Source organism: Halorubrum miltondacostae (genome assembly GCF_041379815.1).
GTDB classification, from domain to species: domain Archaea; phylum Halobacteriota; class Halobacteria; order Halobacteriales; family Haloferacaceae; genus Halorubrum; species Halorubrum miltondacostae.
Genome location: NZ_JBEDNY010000001.1, coordinates 370888 through 385691, shown reverse-complemented (window position 1 = coordinate 385691; position 14804 = coordinate 370888). Strand labels below are relative to the sequence as shown.

The following is a 14804-nucleotide window of genomic DNA, read 5'->3' as shown; positions in this document are numbered from 1 at the left end:
GAATACGCGTTCGACCGAGACGGGTCGCTACGCGGAGACAGTACGCGTCGAGACGGAAAGAGAGATGCTCCGGCTGGGATTTGAACCCAGGTCATCACCGTGAGAGGGTGATATGATTGGCCGGACTACACCACCAGAGCACGTCCGTTCGTCGCGTTTCACAGTAGGAAAGACGATAGTAAAACAGTTCCGTTTCGACGCCGCCGTGCCCCGGTTTGTCGTGGCTCGCCGACCCGCGGCGGCCGGCTCAGACGTCGACGGCGAACGGATCCGACGCTCCCTCGCGGTCGCCCGCCGCCGCGGCGATCGCCGCGAGGAGGTCGGCGACACCGTCGAGGTCCGCGGTGTCGATCACCTCGACCGGCGTGTGCATGTACCGGTTCGGGATCGAGACGTTGAGCGCGGGGGTCCCGCCGCGGGTCGTGTAGAACGCGTCCGCGTCGGTGCCGGTGCGGGTGCCGGCCGCCTGGAGCTGGACGTCGAGGTCGGCGTCCGCGGCCGCGTCGCGCGCCAGGTCGACGAGGACCGGGTGGTTCGCGCTCCCGCGGCCGATCACCGGGCCGGCGCCGAGCTCGACCGGGCCGCGCCGCTCGCGGTCGACGTCCGGGTTGTCGGTGGCGTGCGTGACGTCGACCGCGACGAACGCGTCGACGTCGTCGAGGTCGACGCCGACCATCCGCGCCCCCTTGAGCCCGACCTCCTCTTGGACGGTGGAGACGGCGTACACGGTGGCGTCGACGTCGGCTTCGACGGCGCGCCGGAGCCCCTCCGCGGCCGCCCACGCGCCGGCCCGGTTGTCGACCCCCCGCGCGGCGATCCGGTCCCCGACGAGGTCGCGGAGCCCCGACGAGAACGTGACGGGGTCGCCGACCTCGACGTGGTCGCGCGCCTCGTCGGCGTCGGCGGCGCCGATGTCGACGAACTGCCCGGTGACGTCCTCGTACTCCTCGTCGCCATCCCGGAGGTGGATCGCGGTCTGGCCGATGACGCCCTGGACGGGTTCGTCGGCGTGGACCGTGACGTGTTGGCCCTTCGAGACGGTGCGGTCGGCGCCGCCGATCCGCCCAATCCGGAGGAAGCCGTCGTCGAGCACGTCCCGGACGATGAATCCGATCTCATCGGCGTGGCCGGTGACGGCGACCGTCGGTGCGTCGGGGTCGCCCTCGTGGACCCCGACCGCGTTGCCGTACGCGTCGGTGTCGACCCGGTCGGCGAACTCGCCGACGTAGTCGGTCCACACCCGCTGTGCGGCGGTCTCAAAGCCCGAGGGGCTCGGCGTCGCGAGCAGGTCGTCGAGGAACGCGCGGCGCGTCTCGTCCATGCGCGAGGCTGTGCGGCGTCGGGCAAGAAGACACCGGAGTCGGTCGCGGTCTCCCGACGCACCGACCGACACAAGCGCTTTGAGGCGGCCGCTCGTCCGATCGGTATGGACATCCTCCGAAGCGTCCGGGCCGTCGCCGAGGCCGAGGGACCGGGCGTCGTCGACTGGGACCGGGCCGCGGCGGCCGCGAAGGGCGCCACGGAGCCCGGGTCGATCGCGCTCTCCGACGCGGAGCGCGCGGGGTACGCCGCCGACGTCCGCGACGCCCGCTCGCGGCTCGCCGAGGTCGCCGGGATCGAGTTCGACGTGCCCGACACCGTCGAAGTACAGAACCGCCACCACTGGATCGACGCGAGCGTTGGCACGTTCCGGCGCGTGATGGACCCGATCGAGGCGGCCGCAGCAGCCCCCGGCGAGCCAGACGGGACGTTCGATGCGACGCCCGCGACGCGCGGTCCCGCGTTCGCGCAGGACATCAGCCGAGTCGCCAACACGGGGTCGATGGCGTTCGCGTTAGGGTTCCTCTCGCGGAACGTCCTCGGCCAGTACGACCCCCTCCTCCTCGCCGACGAGCCGGACGCCGACCACGGCCTCTACTTCGTCCACCCGAACATCGTCGCGGTCGCGCGGACGCTCGACGTGGACTACCCCCGCTTCCGGCGGTGGATCGCGTTCCACGAGGTGACTCACGCCGCCGAGTTCGGCGCGGCCCCGTGGCTTCCGGAGTACCTCGAATCGCGCGTCGAGCGCGGCGTCGAGGGGATGACCGCCGGCGGGCTCGACCCCGACGCGTTCGCGGAGCTCCAGGCCGCGATGACGGCGGTCGAGGGGTACGCAGAGGTGCTGATGGACCGCGCGTTCGACGGCGAGTACGCGGACCTCCGGCGGAAGCTCGACGACCGGCGCGGCGGCGGCGGCCCGGTGCGGCGGCTCGCGCAGCGGCTCCTCGGACTGGGCCTCAAGCGGCGGCAGTACGAGCGCGGAGCCGCCTTCTTCCGGCACGTCGCGGACGAGCGCGGCATCGAGGCCGCGGGCGCGGTCTGGGAGCGCGCCGAGAACCTCCCGACCGGTGATGAGCTGGACGACCCGGACGCGTGGATCGCCCGCGTCGACCCCTGAGCGACGACGGGCGACTCACTCCAGTTCGTACTCGTGCCCGCTGTGCTCGTCGGACCCGCGGGCGACCTCGGCGTCCGTCCGGTCGAAGCGCTCGTCGAGGTCCTCGGTCGCCAGCAGCCGGTCGAGCCTTCGCTCGAACTCAGCCTCGTCGATCTCGCCGGTCGCGTACCGCTCGCGGAGCGCCGCCACCGGCCGTTCGGCGGCGGGAGACGCCGCCTCCGCGTCGGCATCGTCCGCGGCGACGAGCGGGAAGTCCTCGCCGAGGACCAATACCAGCGGGATCAGGATGAAGAAGCCGGTGATGAACGTGGCGGGGATCAGCGGGCCCAGCGCGGTCGGCAGGAGGACCGCGAACAGCGAGGTGAGCCCGAACGAGAGGATGGCGATGAGGCCGATCAGCCGCTTCTTCTCGAACGTGGGGAGGGCCATGCGCGACCGGTGTCGTCGGGCCGACAAAAACGTACTGCCACGGCGGCTGGGCGACCGCGACCGACGGCTATTCCTCGCGGGCGCGCCCACGTCGATCCGTGCTCAGGTACGTGACGACGAACCCGGGGAAGGTCCGCGAGGCGGAGCGGTACCTCCCGGACGGCTCGGTGGAGCGACTCGACTTCGACTACACGGAGGTCCAGGCCGGCGACCTCGGACCGATCGCGGCCCAGGGGGCCCGCGAGGCGTACCGCCACGCGGACGCCCCGGTCCTCGTCGACGACGCGGGGCTGTTCGTCGAGGGGCTCGACGGGTTCCCGGGCCCGTACTCCTCGTACGTCGAGGAGACGCTCGGGATCGAGCGCGTCCACGACATCGCGAGCGAGCTCGACGACCGCCGCGCCGCCTTCCGGTGTACGCTCGGCTACTGCGACGGCGAGGGGTTCGCCGCGAGCCCCGACCCCGTCGACCGGGGCGACCGCGACGCGGCCGCGGCGGCGGGGCCGGACGCGGAGGCGGGCGGCGAAAGCGACGACGAGGACGGCGCGGCCGGAGGCGGCGCGGACCCGCTCCCGGTGAAGCTGTTCGAGGGGTACGTCCCGGGGCGGATCGTCGCGCCACGGGGCGACGGCGGCTTCGGCTACGACCCGATCTTCGAACACGACGGCGAGACGTTCGCGGAGATGGACACCGACCGGAAGAACGCGGTGTCGCACCGCGGGCGGGCGTTGGAGAAGTTCGCGGAGTGGTACGCGGACCGCTGAGGCCCGCGAGTCGATCGGATCGAAATCTCGGTCAGATCCGAGACCGGCGACTCAGGCGGCGGCCGCGATCGCGTCGGTGAGGAGGTCGCAGCCGAGGTCGATCTCGCGCTCGGTGACGTCGAGCGGCGGGAGGATCCGGACGACCTCGTTGCCGCACGCGAGCGTCAGCAGGCCGCGGTCGAACGCGTGCTTCACGACCGCGTCGCGGCGCTCCTCGGTGTCGAACTCGACGGCGAGCAGCAGCCCCTTCCCGCGGACATCCTCGACGCCGTCGAGGGCGGCGTCGCGCATCGTCTCCTTGAACTGCCGCCCGCGGGTGACGGCGTTGTCCATGAGGTCCGCCTCCTCGATGGCGTCGAGCGTGAGCGCCCCCTGCGCGGAGGCGATCAGGTCGCCGGCCCCCCACGTCGACGAGAGGCGGCCGGTCTCCTCGGGGAACACGTCGCTCCGCGAGACCGTCGCCCCCACGCGGAGCCCCTTCGCGCTCGTGATCACGTCGGGGTCGTACGCGTAGTGGTCCGAGCCCCACATCTCGCCGGTGCGGCCGACGCCCGACTGGATCTCGTCGGCGATCAGCGTGATGTCGTGCTCGTCGGCGATCGCCGCGATCTCGTCGGTGAACGCGTCCGAGGGGAACCGGTAGCCGCCCTCGCCCTGGATCGGCTCCATGATCAGGTAGGCGACGTCGTCCGGGTGGACGTTCCCCCGCTTCGGATCGAGCTTCCGGCGGAGGCGGGAGACGCCGTCGGCGAAGAAGCCGCACGAGCAGGTCTCTGGCGAGCAGGTCCGGTCGTCGCAGTACGGGACGTCCATCACGCCGCTGACCTCCGGGAACTCGCGGCGGTAGACGGACTTCGAGCGGTTGAGCGAGAGCGCGCCGAGCGTCCGCCCGTGGAACGCTCCGTCGAAGGTGATCGCGTACTTCGCGCCATCCGAAGCGTCGTAGGCGATCTTGATGGCGTTCTCGACCGCCTCCGCCCCGGAGTTCGAGAGGAAGACGGTGTCCATGTCGTAGTGGCTCGTCAGGTCCGTCAGTCGGTCCATGAGCCCGGAGGCACCGGGGATCCCGTCGTCGGGAGCGGGGCCGCCAGCGGCGTAGAAGTCCTGTCCGGCGATCTTCAGCGGGTCGACGAGGTCGAACTCCGCGAGCCGGTCCATGATCAGCGGGTTGTTGTACCCGAGCGGCGCGGCGGCGACGTGGCTGGTGAAATCGAGGAGGACGTTGCCGTCGACGTCGGTACAGAACGGGCCCTCGGCCGGGGCGGTGCGGTCCCAGACGAACTCGTAGACGTAGGTGCTCGGCGCGGCGGACTCGTGGTGGTACTCGACCCACTCGCGAGCGCGCTCGCCCGGCAGGTCGTCGACCGCAGGCACGGCGGTGTCGCGATCCATGCGTCGCGGTGGCACGCGGACGAAATAAATCCGGGGCGGACGCGAGAACGTTGGAGAATTCTCCAACTCTCGTTCGCCCGGCGGCGTCCGCCACGACGACCGGACTCGGCGGCGCGGCGGCGCGGAGGTGAGATCGGTTCTGACGCGCCGTCAATCGTGGTATGGTACCTATCGCCAAGATGCGTCAGATTTTTATAGAATCGCAACCCTACTGTTAGACGAGTTCGAGGTGGTCAGCAATGCCCATGCTCGAGCCAGCGAACGCGTGGACGCAAGGACTCGACTTCCCGAGCAGACTGTTCGAATCCGGTAGCAACGACTACGAACTGTACGAGGAGGACGGCGAATTCGTCCTGTCGGTCGAGCTTCCGGGGTTCGACCCGTCGGAGATCACTGCCTCGTGGAACGACGGCGTGCTCAACGTCGCCGGTGAGCACGAGGACGAGAGCCGCGGAACGCGGCGCACGTACCACCGACGGTTCCGCTTCCCGAAGACGATCGACGAGGACGGCATCGAGGCCACGTACCGGAACGGCATCCTGAGCGTCCGGCTTCCGGTGACGGTCGAGAACGCCGTCAGCGGCACGGAGATCGAGATCGAGAGCTGACGCCGACGCGCTCGGTCTGAGACCCCCACGGTCTCCGTACCACCGTCGTGGCCGACCGGCTCCGGGCCGGTCGCGTCGACCCCGCACGTCTTTTAGTTCCGCGCGCGACGAACGACGCATGAACCGCGACGAGTTCGCCGCCAGCATCGACCACACCGTCCTCGGTCCGGAGACGACTTGGGCCGACGTGCGGACCGTCCTCGACGAGGCCGTGGCCCACGGGATGAACGCCTGTATCCCGCCGTGTTACGTCGCCGAGGCGGCCGAGTACGACGCCGAGCCCGAGGCGATCGCCACCGTGGTCGGCTTCCCCCACGGGCAGCACGACCCCGCGGTCAAGCGCGACGAGGCGGTCGCGGCGTGGGAGGACGGGGCGGACGAGATCGACCTCGTGATCAACGTCGGCCGGCTGAAGGCCGGCGACGACGGCGCGGTCGCGGACGAGCTCGCCGATGTCGTCGCGGCCGTGCCCGTCCCCGTGAAGGTGATAATCGAGACCGCCCTCCTCGACGACGCCGAGAAGCGCCGCGCGTGCGAGGCCGCGGTCGACGCGGACGCCGACATGGTGAAGACGTCTACGGGCTTCGCCGACGGCGGCGCGACCGTCCCCGACGTGGAGCTGATGAGCGAGTACCTGCCCGTGAAGGCCTCTGGCGGGGTCGGCTCCTACGACGAGGCGACGGCCATGCTCGACGCGGGCGCGGTGCGGATCGGCGCGTCCTCCGGCGTCGCCATCGTCGAGGGGCAACCGGGGAGCGAAGAGTAGACGCCCGCGTCGGAGGAGAGCCAGAAAGGGAGGCTACTCGTCCGCCGACGAGGACCGCCCGTCGCCGTCGGCGGCAAGCCCGTCACCGGAGAGCGACTCGTCGGCGTCGCCGGCGATCTCGCCTTCTATGTCGGTCCTCTCGTTGCCTCCGACCGCCTCGTCGCCCTCAGCCGCACCGACGCCGTCGGACTCCGCGGCCTCGATCTCCTCAGGGTCCACGTCGACCTCGAAGGCCGAGACCGACTCGGAGAGCGACTCGGCCTGTCCGCGGAGCCGGTCGGCGTTCTCCGCGATGGTGGCGACGGTCGCGGTCTGCTCCTCGGCGGCCGCGGACACCTGCTCGGAGCCGGCGGCGACCTCCCCGCTCACCTCGGCAACGTCCTCGACACCCTCGACCGCGCGCTGGGTCGACCGGGCCTGGTCCTCGGCCGCCTCGCTGATCTCCTGGACGCCGTGGTTCGTCTCCTCGACGGCGTCGACGACGGCTTCGAGCGACGACGAGGCCTCGCGGACGGTGTCAGCCCCCTCGTCGATCCGCTCATTCGTCTCGCGGATGTCCGCGACGGTCTCGTCGGTCTCGTCGCGGACCGTGGCGATCTGCGACTCGATCTCGGCGGCGGCCTCCTGCGTCTCCTCCGCGAGGTCCTTGACCTCGTCGGCGACCACCGCGAAGCCCTCGCCGGCCTCGCCGGCGCGGGCGGCCTCGATCGAGGCGTTGAGCGCGAGAATGTTCGTCTGCTCGGCCACGTCGGTGATGAACTCGACCACCTCGTCGATCTCGTCCATGCGCTCGTCGAGCGATTCCATCTGCTCGACCGCGGCGGCGGAGCGCGCCTCGATCGCGTCCATCTCGTCGAGCGCCTCCGAGGCGGCCTCGCGGCCGGTCTCGCCGCGCTCCGAGGCCGCCTGGGCGGTCTCCGCGACCGACGCGGCGGACGAGGCGACCTCCTCGATGCTCGCGGAGAGGTCGCTCATCTCGTCGCTCACCTCGTCGAGGCGCTCGTCCTGGCTGATCGCGCCGTCCGCGATCTCCTGTATCTGCTCGCTGACGGTCCCGCTCGCGGTCTCGACCTCGTCGGCGCCGGCCGCGAGCTCCGCGCTCGCCGAGTCGACCTCGCCGGCGAAGACCGCGACCCGCGCGGTGGTCCGCTCCAGCTGCGCCACCATGTCGTTGAACTCCTCGGCGATCTCGCGCATCGCCTCGCGGTCCGCGTCCGGGTCCATCCGACGCGTGAGGTCGCCGTCCGCGACAGCGCCCATCACCTCGCTGTAGTCGGCGGCGCGCGCCTCCAAGTCCCGCGTCACGGCCTCCGCCTCCTCACGGGCCGCCTCGGCCTCGTCGGCGGCGGTCTCCGCCTCAGCGATCCGGTTCCGGAGCGCGTCCCGCATCTCGCCGAAGCTCGTGAACAGGCGACCGATCTCGTCGATCCGCCCGGTCGACAGGTCGACGTCGAGGTCGCCCGACTCGATCCGCTCGGCGCGGCTGCGGAGCCGCGAGAGGGGGACCACCGTGCGGGTGCCGAGCACCGCGCCCACGACGCCCAGCGACGCGAGCGTGAGGAGGATGAGGAGCAGCACGGAGTTCCCCACGTCGTTGCGGACGGCGAAGGCCGTCGACTGGTCGACGCTCGTGACCGCCACCCAGTCGGTCTCGGGGACGGCGGCGTACGCGTGGACCTGCCCGTCGCCGATCTGGGTCGTGGTCGTGGCGTTGCCCTCGCGGATCGTCTCGATCCCGTCGGCGTGTGCCGCCTCGTCGACCGTGCCGTCGATGTCGAGGACGGTCTGCCCGGCGGCGTTGAGGATCATCGTCTCCTCGCCGGTGTCGCTGTTCTGGATGCGTTCGAGCTGCGGCTGGATGCGAGTGACCACGACGAGGTACCGGCCGTCGGCCCGGGGGACCGAACTGGCGAACGCCATCACCGGTCGGTCGTTGAGCACGGGGGACCGGTACGAGCGGTCCGACCGCCAGACGCGGTCGTCCTCGCCAACCCCCTCGGGGACGTCCGCGTCGCTCCACGGCGCGTCGAGGTCGCTCGGCGCGCGCCCCTCCAGGGGCCGCTCGGTGCTGGCGACGACGCGGTCTTGGCGCGCGTCGACGAGGTGGATGCTGACGATGTCCTCGGAGAGCAGCTGGTCTTTCAACAGCACGTACGCCGGCGCGCGCCGGTCGGACCGGAGCGCGTCGGCCGTCGACATTGATCTGGTCTGCGTGGTCATCCGCTCGGTCCACGAGCCGATCGCGTCGGCCTGGAGGCCGCCGGTCTCGGCGAGCTGCGTCGTCGCGTCCGTCTCCACCGTCTGTTCGGTCTGGAGGTAGGTGAACGCGCCCCCGGCGACGACGACGGCCGCGACCACGAGGAACGCCAGCGCGAACTTCGCGGCGTACCGGCGGCGCACCGCGTTCGGGAGGAGCCGCCCGACGGCGCGCACCGCGCGCTCGAACGAGTCCGGGCCCATCAGTTCACCGCCTCCGGGTCCGTCGGGACCGACAGCTCGCCGGCGACGATCCGCTCGCCGGAGTCGGCGATCGCGTCGCGCACGTCGTCGGGGATCACCGGCCCGAGCGTCGTGCCGTAGACGAGCGCGACGCCGTCCTCTGCGAGCCCGAGCGCCGTCGTGGAACCGGTGTCGAGGTCGTCGTCTATCGTCTCCTCGACGGCATCGTACACCGCGGTGCCGACGCGCTTCACCATCGACGCCAGAATCACGTCCGCGTACCGCGGATTGCTCCGTGACTGGTCGGAGTCGACGCCGATCGCGTACCGGCCGTACTCCTGGGCCGCCTGGAACACGCCGAGCCCGCTGCCGCCGGCCGCGTGGTACACCACGTCGGCCCCCTGTTCGAACATCTCCGCGGCGGCGGCGTAGCCGCCCTCGGGGTCGTCGAACGCGCCGAGGTAGGTGGACAGCACCGACACGTCCGCGGTCGCGTAGTCGACGCCGGCGCGGTAGCCGGCCTCGAACTTACGAACGAGCGGCGAGTCGACGCCGCCCACGTAGCCGACGGTCCGCTCGTCGGGAACGGTCGCCCCCGCGCCGACAGACACGTCGCGGGCGGTCACCAACCCGGCGAGGTGGCCGGCCTGGAACGACCCCTCGTGCTCGCGGAACACGTAGCTCGCCACGTTATCGCTGTCGACGACGGAGTCGACGATGGCGTACTGCTGGTCGGGGTGCTCGCCAGCGACAGTCGAGAGCGCGTCCGCTTGGAGGAATCCGATACAGCAGATCAGGTCGTACGCGGGATCGCTCGACGCCGAGAGGGCGGACTGTGTGGTCTCGAATTCGGGAATCGACGTCGGCTCCTCGTTCGCGAACGCCACGTCGTAATCGAGCCGCGCGCGCTGGATACCCCTGTTCGCCGCGTCGTTGAACGACCGGTCGTCGAGGCCACCGAGCGCGTAGATCATCCCGACCGTCGCGCCGGCGTCGGCCGCGTCGCTGATTGTGTCGCCGCCGGCTGCGTCGCCGCCAGCTCCGTCGTCACTACCCCCGTCGTCCATCGATGCGGTCCCCCGCGGATCCGCACCCAGACACCCCGCGACGGCGGCCGCCGTTCCCGTTCCTAGGGAGACGGCGAACCGCCGGCGTGAGGTCGTAATACGCCTCTCTTTGGTCATCGAATCGGATTGAACGGACGAGTCACAAAACCCCTGTGGGGGAATTATCACTACCAATAGTAAAAATTTGTGAGCGCATCTCACGCACGGCCGTCACCGTTCCCCGAGCCTGAGAATCCGACTGGTCGGATTTATAACTCGAGCGCGTACGCAAGTGTATGAGTCATCAACAGGGATCGTCTCGGTTCGACCTCGACGCGGCGTTCAAGACGTTCGGCGCCGTCGGAATCGCCATCTCCGTCGCCCTCGTCCTCGCCGTGTTCGCGCTGACCGACCCGTTCGGCGAGTACGTCACCGCGTCGCCCGCCCTCTTCGGCACCGTGCTCTCGGGCGTGCTCGTCGTCGCGGTCGGCTACACGACGTACGCGCTCCGCCGGCGCTGACCGGGCACGGTCCGGCGCCGACCGGCGATACCGCCGGGAGACATAAACCGCTCGCGGGCGGACAGATTCGTATGACTGACGACCCGAGCGACACGGCGGTGGAGCGCTTCCTCGACCGAGCCGAGAGCGCGCTCGACAGCTACGATCAGGGGTACGCCGACGCGGACGCGACGCTGGCGACGCTCCGCACCCACGTCGACGAGCTGGCGGCGGGCGTCGAGGAGTCCGCCGCGGAGGACTCCGAGGACGACGGTTCCGACGACGAGAACGATTCTGCCGCGTGAGAGTGAGCCCGTGAAGGGCCGGGCTCGAAGTGGGAGGCGCCCGGCTACGGATGCGCACCGATCAGCTCTCTGACGCGGCCCACGTACTCAGCGAAGGCGGCGTCGCCGCGCTCGCGCGGGCGCTCGACGTCGACGTCGACGACCTCCCGGACCCGGCCGGGCTCCGCGGCCATCACCACGATCCGATCGGCGAGCGTCACCGCCTCCGCCACGTCGTGCGTGACGAAGAGGACGGTCTTCCCCGTCGAGGCCCACACGTCGAGCAGCTCCCGCTGGAGCATCTCGCGGGTCTGTGCGTCCACCGCGCCGAACGGTTCGTCCATCAGCAGCAGGTCCGGGTCCACCGCGAGCGCCCGCGCGATGGCGACGCGCTGTTTCATTCCGCCCGACAGCGACTTCGGGTAAGCGTCCCGGAACTCCGTCAGGCCGACGAGGTCCAGCATCTCGTCGACCCGTCGGTCGCGCTCGGCGGCGGGCCGGTCGCTCCGTTCGAGCCCGAACCCGACGTTCTCCTCGACGGTCAGCCACGGGAACAGGTGGTACTCCTGGAACACCACGCCCATGTCCGTCGTCGGGGCCGTGACCTCGGTGCCGTCGAGCAGGACCCGGCCGTCCGTCGCCTCGGTCAGCCCGGCCACGACCCGGAAGAGCGTCGTCTTCCCGCAGCCGGACGGCCCGACGAGGCAGACGAACTCGCCGTCCGCGACCGAGAAGAACACGTCGTCGAGCGCGCGCACCGGGTCGCCGTCGCCGTCGGCCGCGTACGTCTTTCCGACGCCGTCGAGGGCGACGCTCGCCACCGCAGGAGAGCGGGGTGCGCCGGGGGGACCGGCGGTTTTGGCGTCACCCGCGGTCCCGTCTTCGTTCACGCCCGCCACGTTAACACCCTCCGTTCGACCGCACGGAACGCGACGTCGACGAGCAGGAACATCAGGCTCAACACCAGAATGTACGCGATCGCTTTACTGGTGCGCAGGTTGTTGCTGGCGCGGATGATCTCGCGGCCGACCCCGGGGACGCCGAATATCTCCGAGGCGACGACGAGCATCCAACACCGGCCGAGTCCGGTCCGGATCCCGGTCATGATCCCCGGCATCGAGGCCGGCAACACGATCGACCGGACCGCGTCGAGGTCGCTGCGGACCCCGAGCGTCCGACCCACATCGAGCAGGTCTTCGGGGACGCCCTCCACCGCCCCGTACGCCGCGTAGAAGTTGATCCAGAACGCGCCGATGGCGATGATGAACGCCGCGCCGGCGTCGTTGATCCCGAACCACGCGATCGCGAAGCTGATCAGCGCGAGCGGCGGCACGGGGCGCAGTGTCCGGACGAGCGGCGCGGTCAGGTCGTCCAACACCCGGCTCCAGGCGAACGCGACTCCCGCGGCGACGCCGAGCCCGGTCCCGACGGCGGTGCCCGGGATCCAGTGACGGACGCTCTGCGAGAGCGCCGCGGTCATGTCGCCCGACGCGAGTTCGCCGGCGAACGCCTCGCCGACGGCGATTGGCGAGGGGAGGACGAACGGGTCCTGCGTGAGCGAGGCGGCGTGCCAGATCAGGAGGAACGCCGCGACGCCGACCGCCCCGCGACGCAGGCGTCGGCCGTCGCCGAGCCCGACGCTCGCGAACCCCTCGTCCCCGCCGACGCGCGATCCGGTTTCGGTCGCCATCAGAGCGAGTCGTACACCTCGAGGTCGAATATCGCGTCGGTCGACAGCTGCTCGTCGATCTGGTCGTTCCCGGCCGCGAACTCGGAGAACACCTGCGTCGCCTCCGTGATCTCGCTGGGGTCGGTAATGAAGTTCGACAGCGGCGAGTCGAGCGCCTTCCGCGCGCGGTCGACCGGCATCCCGATCCCCTCCTCGACGTGGCCGGCGGTCGCGTCGGGGTTCTCCTCGATGAAGTCGGTCGCCCGGACGTGCTGTTCGAGGAACTGCGCCGCGATCGGGGAGTCCCGGACCTCGTCGCTCATCAGGGTGACCGCGGCGGGCTGGCCGGGGAGGACGTCTGCGGCGGTCCGCAGCATCGTCACCGACGACTCCTCCGCCTGCGCGATGGTCGGGACCGGCTCCATGATCGAGGTGCCGTCGATCTCGTCGTTGGCGATCGCCTGCCAGACGGAGCTCGCGCCGCTGATCTCGATGATCTCCACGCTGTCGTTCGCGGCGGGGTCGACGCCCACGTCGCGGAGCCAGTAGCGGAGCAGCACGTCAGGGACGCTCCCCTGCGGGAACGTGCCGAAGGTGAACGGCTCGCCCTGCTCTTCGGCCCACGTCGCGAACGCGTCGGCGCCCTGCTGTTCGAACGTCTCGTGGAACGAGGACTCGGCCATGATCCCCATCGGCTCCCGGATGTTCGCCGCGGTCACCTGCGCAGCGATGCCCCGGTCGATCGCGATCATCGCGGGCACGATCCCGAACATCGCGACGTCGATGTCGCTGCCGCCGAGCGCCTGAACGATGTCGGGGCCGTTACCGAACTCCTGGCCGGTGACCTCGGCGTCGATCTCGGAGAAGTACCCCTCGCCCTCCATCACGTACCACTGGAGGTCGGGGTAAATCGGCATGTGCGCGACCGTCAGTTCGTCGAGGCCGCCGCCGGAGCCGCCGAGGCAGCCGGCGAGTCCGACCGTCGCAGTTCCGCCCGCCGCCGCGAGGAACGACCGCCGCGACGCTGTCCGCGTTAGTTCGTACATACCTGTCAAAGTGGTCCCGCGGGCAACACCCTCGCGTCACCAGCAACCGAAGCGTGTTCCGGTGACGCAGTCGACAAACGGCATCGGCCGATTTAGCGGTTCAGAGCGTTTCTAGGACAGATAAGAAGATCGAGGCTCGTCACCGAATGGCGCAAATATTGCTGCCGCGGTCCGCAGAGTCGTTCCGACGAGCGATCACGAGCGCCGGGTCAGGGTCGTTCCGCCGCGTCCTCGTCGAACAGCCCCAGGTCCTCGGCGACGAGGTCGGCGAGCCGATCTTTGATCGCCGGGTTGACCTCCGCGACGGACTCGCCGCCATGTTTCTCCGCGTTGTGTCTCTCGAGCGCGTCCGCGAGGTCGTCGAGCGGCACGCGGGTCTCCGTCTCGCACTCGTCGCACACGATCGGGACGGACAGCTCTTCGGTGGACATTACCCCGATGATCGCCCGTGTCGGATATATGCCTTCGGGCGTCGGCGCGTCCGCCGGCAACTCTCGACCGAACACCTTCGGGCGGACCGTCGCCGTCCGCGACCCCCGCCGCGACGAACCGTCACCGTCTACTGCCCCCACCGCGACGCTCCGGCATGTACGTTCTCGTGACGGGGGCCGCCGGCGGGATCGGCGGGAGCGTCGCGCGCACGCTGGCGGCCGCCGGCCACGACGTCCTCGGCGTCGACCGCGACGCGGAGGGGCTCGCGCGGTTGCCGGACGCAGTCGAGACCGCGGTCGTCGACCTCCGGGACGAGGCGGCCGTCCGCGACCTGCTCGCGGACCGCCCGCTCGACGCGCTCGTCTCCTGCGTCGGCGGGTACGAGATCGCGGCGGTCGAGGACACCTCGGCGGCGGCGTTCCGCCGACAGGTGGAGACGAACCTGACCGCGGTCCACGTCACCGTGGCCGCGGCGCTCCCGACGCTCCGCGAGCGCGGCGGCCGAGTCGTGGTCGTCGGCTCCATGGTCGGCTCGGTTGCGTTGTCGTACCACGGCGCGTACAGCGCCGCAAAGGCCGGGCTCGACGGGTACGTCGACGCACTCCGCAGGGAGGTCGGCCACCGCGGAGTCGACGTGGCGCTGGTCGAACCCGGTCCCGTCCCGACCGGCTTCAACGAGCGGGCCGCCGCGGCGGTCGAGGGCGCGGGCGGCGAGGGGCCATACGCCGACGCATACCGCGAGTTCGAGGGGTACTCGCCGGCCGCCACGGACATCGAGTCGGTCGTCGAGCGCGTGGTGGCGGCGGCCACCGACGACCGGCCGCGGACGCGCTACCGGGTGAGCCGCCGGGCGCGGTGGCTGCCGCGGCTCGCGCGCGTTTTGCCCGACCGGATCTACGACCGGCTCGTCCGCGCCGGCCTGCCGGGCGGCGTCCTGTGGCGGCTGCTCCATCGGTGAGGAGTCCGGCGGCCGAGAGAACGCTGGCCGG

The 14804-nt window shown here is 70.9% G+C and carries 16 protein-coding genes and 1 tRNA gene; 7 read left to right on the top strand and 10 right to left on the bottom strand.

All coding sequences use genetic code 11. From position 1 onward, the window contains the following. Positions 1-65 precede the first annotated feature (65 nt). A tRNA-Glu gene (locus ABNG04_RS02065) sits at positions 66-140 on the bottom strand. A gap of 107 nt (positions 141-247) precedes the next feature. Then, complete coding sequence (locus ABNG04_RS02060) at positions 248-1321, bottom strand: zinc-binding metallopeptidase family protein (RefSeq protein ID WP_371159610.1); 1074 nt, start codon at positions 1319-1321, stop codon at positions 248-250. 105 nt (positions 1322-1426) lie between these two features. Between ABNG04_RS02060 and ABNG04_RS02055 the strand changes: the two genes are divergently transcribed. Continuing rightward, positions 1427-2440: an Rv3626c family coenzyme F420 biosynthesis-associated protein gene (locus ABNG04_RS02055; protein ID WP_371159609.1), complete on the top strand. Its 1014-nt coding sequence runs from the start codon at positions 1427-1429 to the stop codon at positions 2438-2440. A 15-nt stretch (positions 2441-2455) separates the two neighbouring features. Here ABNG04_RS02055 and ABNG04_RS02050 read toward each other — a convergent pair whose 3' ends face one another. Beyond that, complete coding sequence (locus ABNG04_RS02050) at positions 2456-2869, bottom strand: SHOCT domain-containing protein (protein ID WP_371159608.1); 414 nt, start codon at positions 2867-2869, stop codon at positions 2456-2458. Between the two features lie 98 nt (positions 2870-2967). Here ABNG04_RS02050 and ABNG04_RS02045 point away from each other — a divergent pair, with 98 nt between their 5' ends. Further along, a complete protein-coding gene (locus ABNG04_RS02045; RefSeq protein WP_371159607.1) occupies positions 2968-3633 on the top strand; it encodes a non-canonical purine NTP pyrophosphatase in 666 nt (221 codons plus the stop codon). 51 nt (positions 3634-3684) lie between these two features. Here the strand turns inward: ABNG04_RS02045 and ABNG04_RS02040 are convergent, their stop codons facing one another. After that, positions 3685-5025, bottom strand: coding sequence for an aminotransferase class III-fold pyridoxal phosphate-dependent enzyme (locus ABNG04_RS02040; protein ID WP_371159605.1), 1341 nt, complete (start codon positions 5023-5025; stop codon positions 3685-3687). 245 nt (positions 5026-5270) lie between these two features. Here ABNG04_RS02040 and ABNG04_RS02035 point away from each other — a divergent pair, with 245 nt between their 5' ends. Together ABNG04_RS02035 and deoC are read left to right on the top strand one after the other, a co-directional pair. Further along, positions 5271-5633: an Hsp20/alpha crystallin family protein gene (locus ABNG04_RS02035; RefSeq protein WP_371160742.1), complete on the top strand. Its 363-nt coding sequence runs from the start codon at positions 5271-5273 to the stop codon at positions 5631-5633. 118 nt (positions 5634-5751) lie between these two features. Next, a complete protein-coding gene (gene deoC / locus ABNG04_RS02030) occupies positions 5752-6399 on the top strand; it encodes a deoxyribose-phosphate aldolase (protein WP_371159603.1) in 648 nt (215 codons plus the stop codon). 33 nt (positions 6400-6432) lie between these two features. Here deoC and ABNG04_RS02025 read toward each other — a convergent pair whose 3' ends face one another. Both ABNG04_RS02025 and ABNG04_RS02020 read right to left on the bottom strand, forming a co-directional pair. After that, complete coding sequence (locus ABNG04_RS02025; RefSeq protein WP_371159601.1) at positions 6433-8859, bottom strand: methyl-accepting chemotaxis protein; 2427 nt, start codon at positions 8857-8859, stop codon at positions 6433-6435. Beyond that, positions 8859-10022 carry a BMP family lipoprotein gene (locus ABNG04_RS02020; protein ID WP_371159600.1) on the bottom strand — a complete coding sequence of 388 codons (1164 nt, stop codon included), beginning with the start codon at positions 10020-10022 and terminating at the stop codon, positions 8859-8861. Before ABNG04_RS02020 ends, ABNG04_RS02025 begins: the two co-directional genes overlap by 1 nt. A 158-nt stretch (positions 10023-10180) precedes the next feature. On the opposite strand from ABNG04_RS02020, the gene ABNG04_RS02015 reads away from it, so the two are divergent. Both ABNG04_RS02015 and ABNG04_RS02010 read left to right on the top strand, forming a co-directional pair. Further along, a complete protein-coding gene (locus ABNG04_RS02015; RefSeq protein WP_371159598.1) occupies positions 10181-10405 on the top strand; it encodes a hypothetical protein in 225 nt (74 codons plus the stop codon). Between the two features lie 71 nt (positions 10406-10476). Continuing rightward, positions 10477-10689 carry a hypothetical protein gene (locus ABNG04_RS02010; RefSeq protein WP_371159597.1) on the top strand — a complete coding sequence of 71 codons (213 nt, stop codon included), beginning with the start codon at positions 10477-10479 and terminating at the stop codon, positions 10687-10689. 44 nt (positions 10690-10733) lie between these two features. Here ABNG04_RS02010 and ABNG04_RS02005 read toward each other — a convergent pair whose 3' ends face one another. The 4 genes from ABNG04_RS02005 to ABNG04_RS01990 all read right to left on the bottom strand — a co-directional run bounded on the left by ABNG04_RS02005 (position 10734) and on the right by ABNG04_RS01990 (position 13814). Next, complete coding sequence (locus ABNG04_RS02005; RefSeq protein WP_371159595.1) at positions 10734-11567, bottom strand: ABC transporter ATP-binding protein; 834 nt, start codon at positions 11565-11567, stop codon at positions 10734-10736. Continuing rightward, positions 11555-12358, bottom strand: a complete 804-nt coding sequence (locus ABNG04_RS02000) for an ABC transporter permease (protein ID WP_371159594.1) — start codon at positions 12356-12358, stop codon at positions 11555-11557. Before ABNG04_RS02000 ends, ABNG04_RS02005 begins: the two co-directional genes overlap by 13 nt. Then, positions 12358-13383 carry an ABC transporter substrate-binding protein gene (locus ABNG04_RS01995; protein WP_371159592.1) on the bottom strand — a complete coding sequence of 342 codons (1026 nt, stop codon included), beginning with the start codon at positions 13381-13383 and terminating at the stop codon, positions 12358-12360. Before ABNG04_RS01995 ends, ABNG04_RS02000 begins: the two co-directional genes overlap by 1 nt. Before the next feature lie 209 nt (positions 13384-13592). After that, entirely contained in the window at positions 13593-13814 is a 222-nt protein-coding gene (locus ABNG04_RS01990) for a DUF8149 family protein (RefSeq protein ID WP_371159590.1), read from the bottom strand. Between the two features lie 155 nt (positions 13815-13969). Here ABNG04_RS01990 and ABNG04_RS01985 point away from each other — a divergent pair, with 155 nt between their 5' ends. Further along, complete coding sequence (locus ABNG04_RS01985) at positions 13970-14773, top strand: SDR family NAD(P)-dependent oxidoreductase (RefSeq protein ID WP_371159588.1); 804 nt, start codon at positions 13970-13972, stop codon at positions 14771-14773. Positions 14774-14804: the final 31 nt, after the last annotated feature.

Coding starts and splice junctions, on each gene's coding strand:
- deoC (WP_371159603.1), top strand. CDS start 5,752: ATGAACCGCGACGAGTTCGCCGCCAGCATCGACCACACCGTCCTCGGT.
- ABNG04_RS01995 (WP_371159592.1), bottom strand. CDS start 13,383: ATGTACGAACTAACGCGGACAGCGTCGCGGCGGTCGTTCCTCGCGGCG.
- ABNG04_RS01990 (WP_371159590.1), bottom strand. CDS start 13,814: ATGTCCACCGAAGAGCTGTCCGTCCCGATCGTGTGCGACGAGTGCGAG.
- ABNG04_RS02015 (WP_371159598.1), top strand. CDS start 10,181: ATGAGTCATCAACAGGGATCGTCTCGGTTCGACCTCGACGCGGCGTTC.
- ABNG04_RS02050 (WP_371159608.1), bottom strand. CDS start 2,869: ATGGCCCTCCCCACGTTCGAGAAGAAGCGGCTGATCGGCCTCATCGCC.
- ABNG04_RS02035 (WP_371160742.1), top strand. CDS start 5,271: ATGCTCGAGCCAGCGAACGCGTGGACGCAAGGACTCGACTTCCCGAGC.
- ABNG04_RS02020 (WP_371159600.1), bottom strand. CDS start 10,022: ATGACCAAAGAGAGGCGTATTACGACCTCACGCCGGCGGTTCGCCGTC.
- ABNG04_RS02060 (WP_371159610.1), bottom strand. CDS start 1,321: ATGGACGAGACGCGCCGCGCGTTCCTCGACGACCTGCTCGCGACGCCG.
- ABNG04_RS02055 (WP_371159609.1), top strand. CDS start 1,427: ATGGACATCCTCCGAAGCGTCCGGGCCGTCGCCGAGGCCGAGGGACCG.
- ABNG04_RS01985 (WP_371159588.1), top strand. CDS start 13,970: ATGTACGTTCTCGTGACGGGGGCCGCCGGCGGGATCGGCGGGAGCGTC.
- ABNG04_RS02040 (WP_371159605.1), bottom strand. CDS start 5,025: ATGGATCGCGACACCGCCGTGCCTGCGGTCGACGACCTGCCGGGCGAG.
- ABNG04_RS02025 (WP_371159601.1), bottom strand. CDS start 8,859: ATGGGCCCGGACTCGTTCGAGCGCGCGGTGCGCGCCGTCGGGCGGCTC.
- ABNG04_RS02010 (WP_371159597.1), top strand. CDS start 10,477: ATGACTGACGACCCGAGCGACACGGCGGTGGAGCGCTTCCTCGACCGA.
- ABNG04_RS02000 (WP_371159594.1), bottom strand. CDS start 12,358: ATGGCGACCGAAACCGGATCGCGCGTCGGCGGGGACGAGGGGTTCGCG.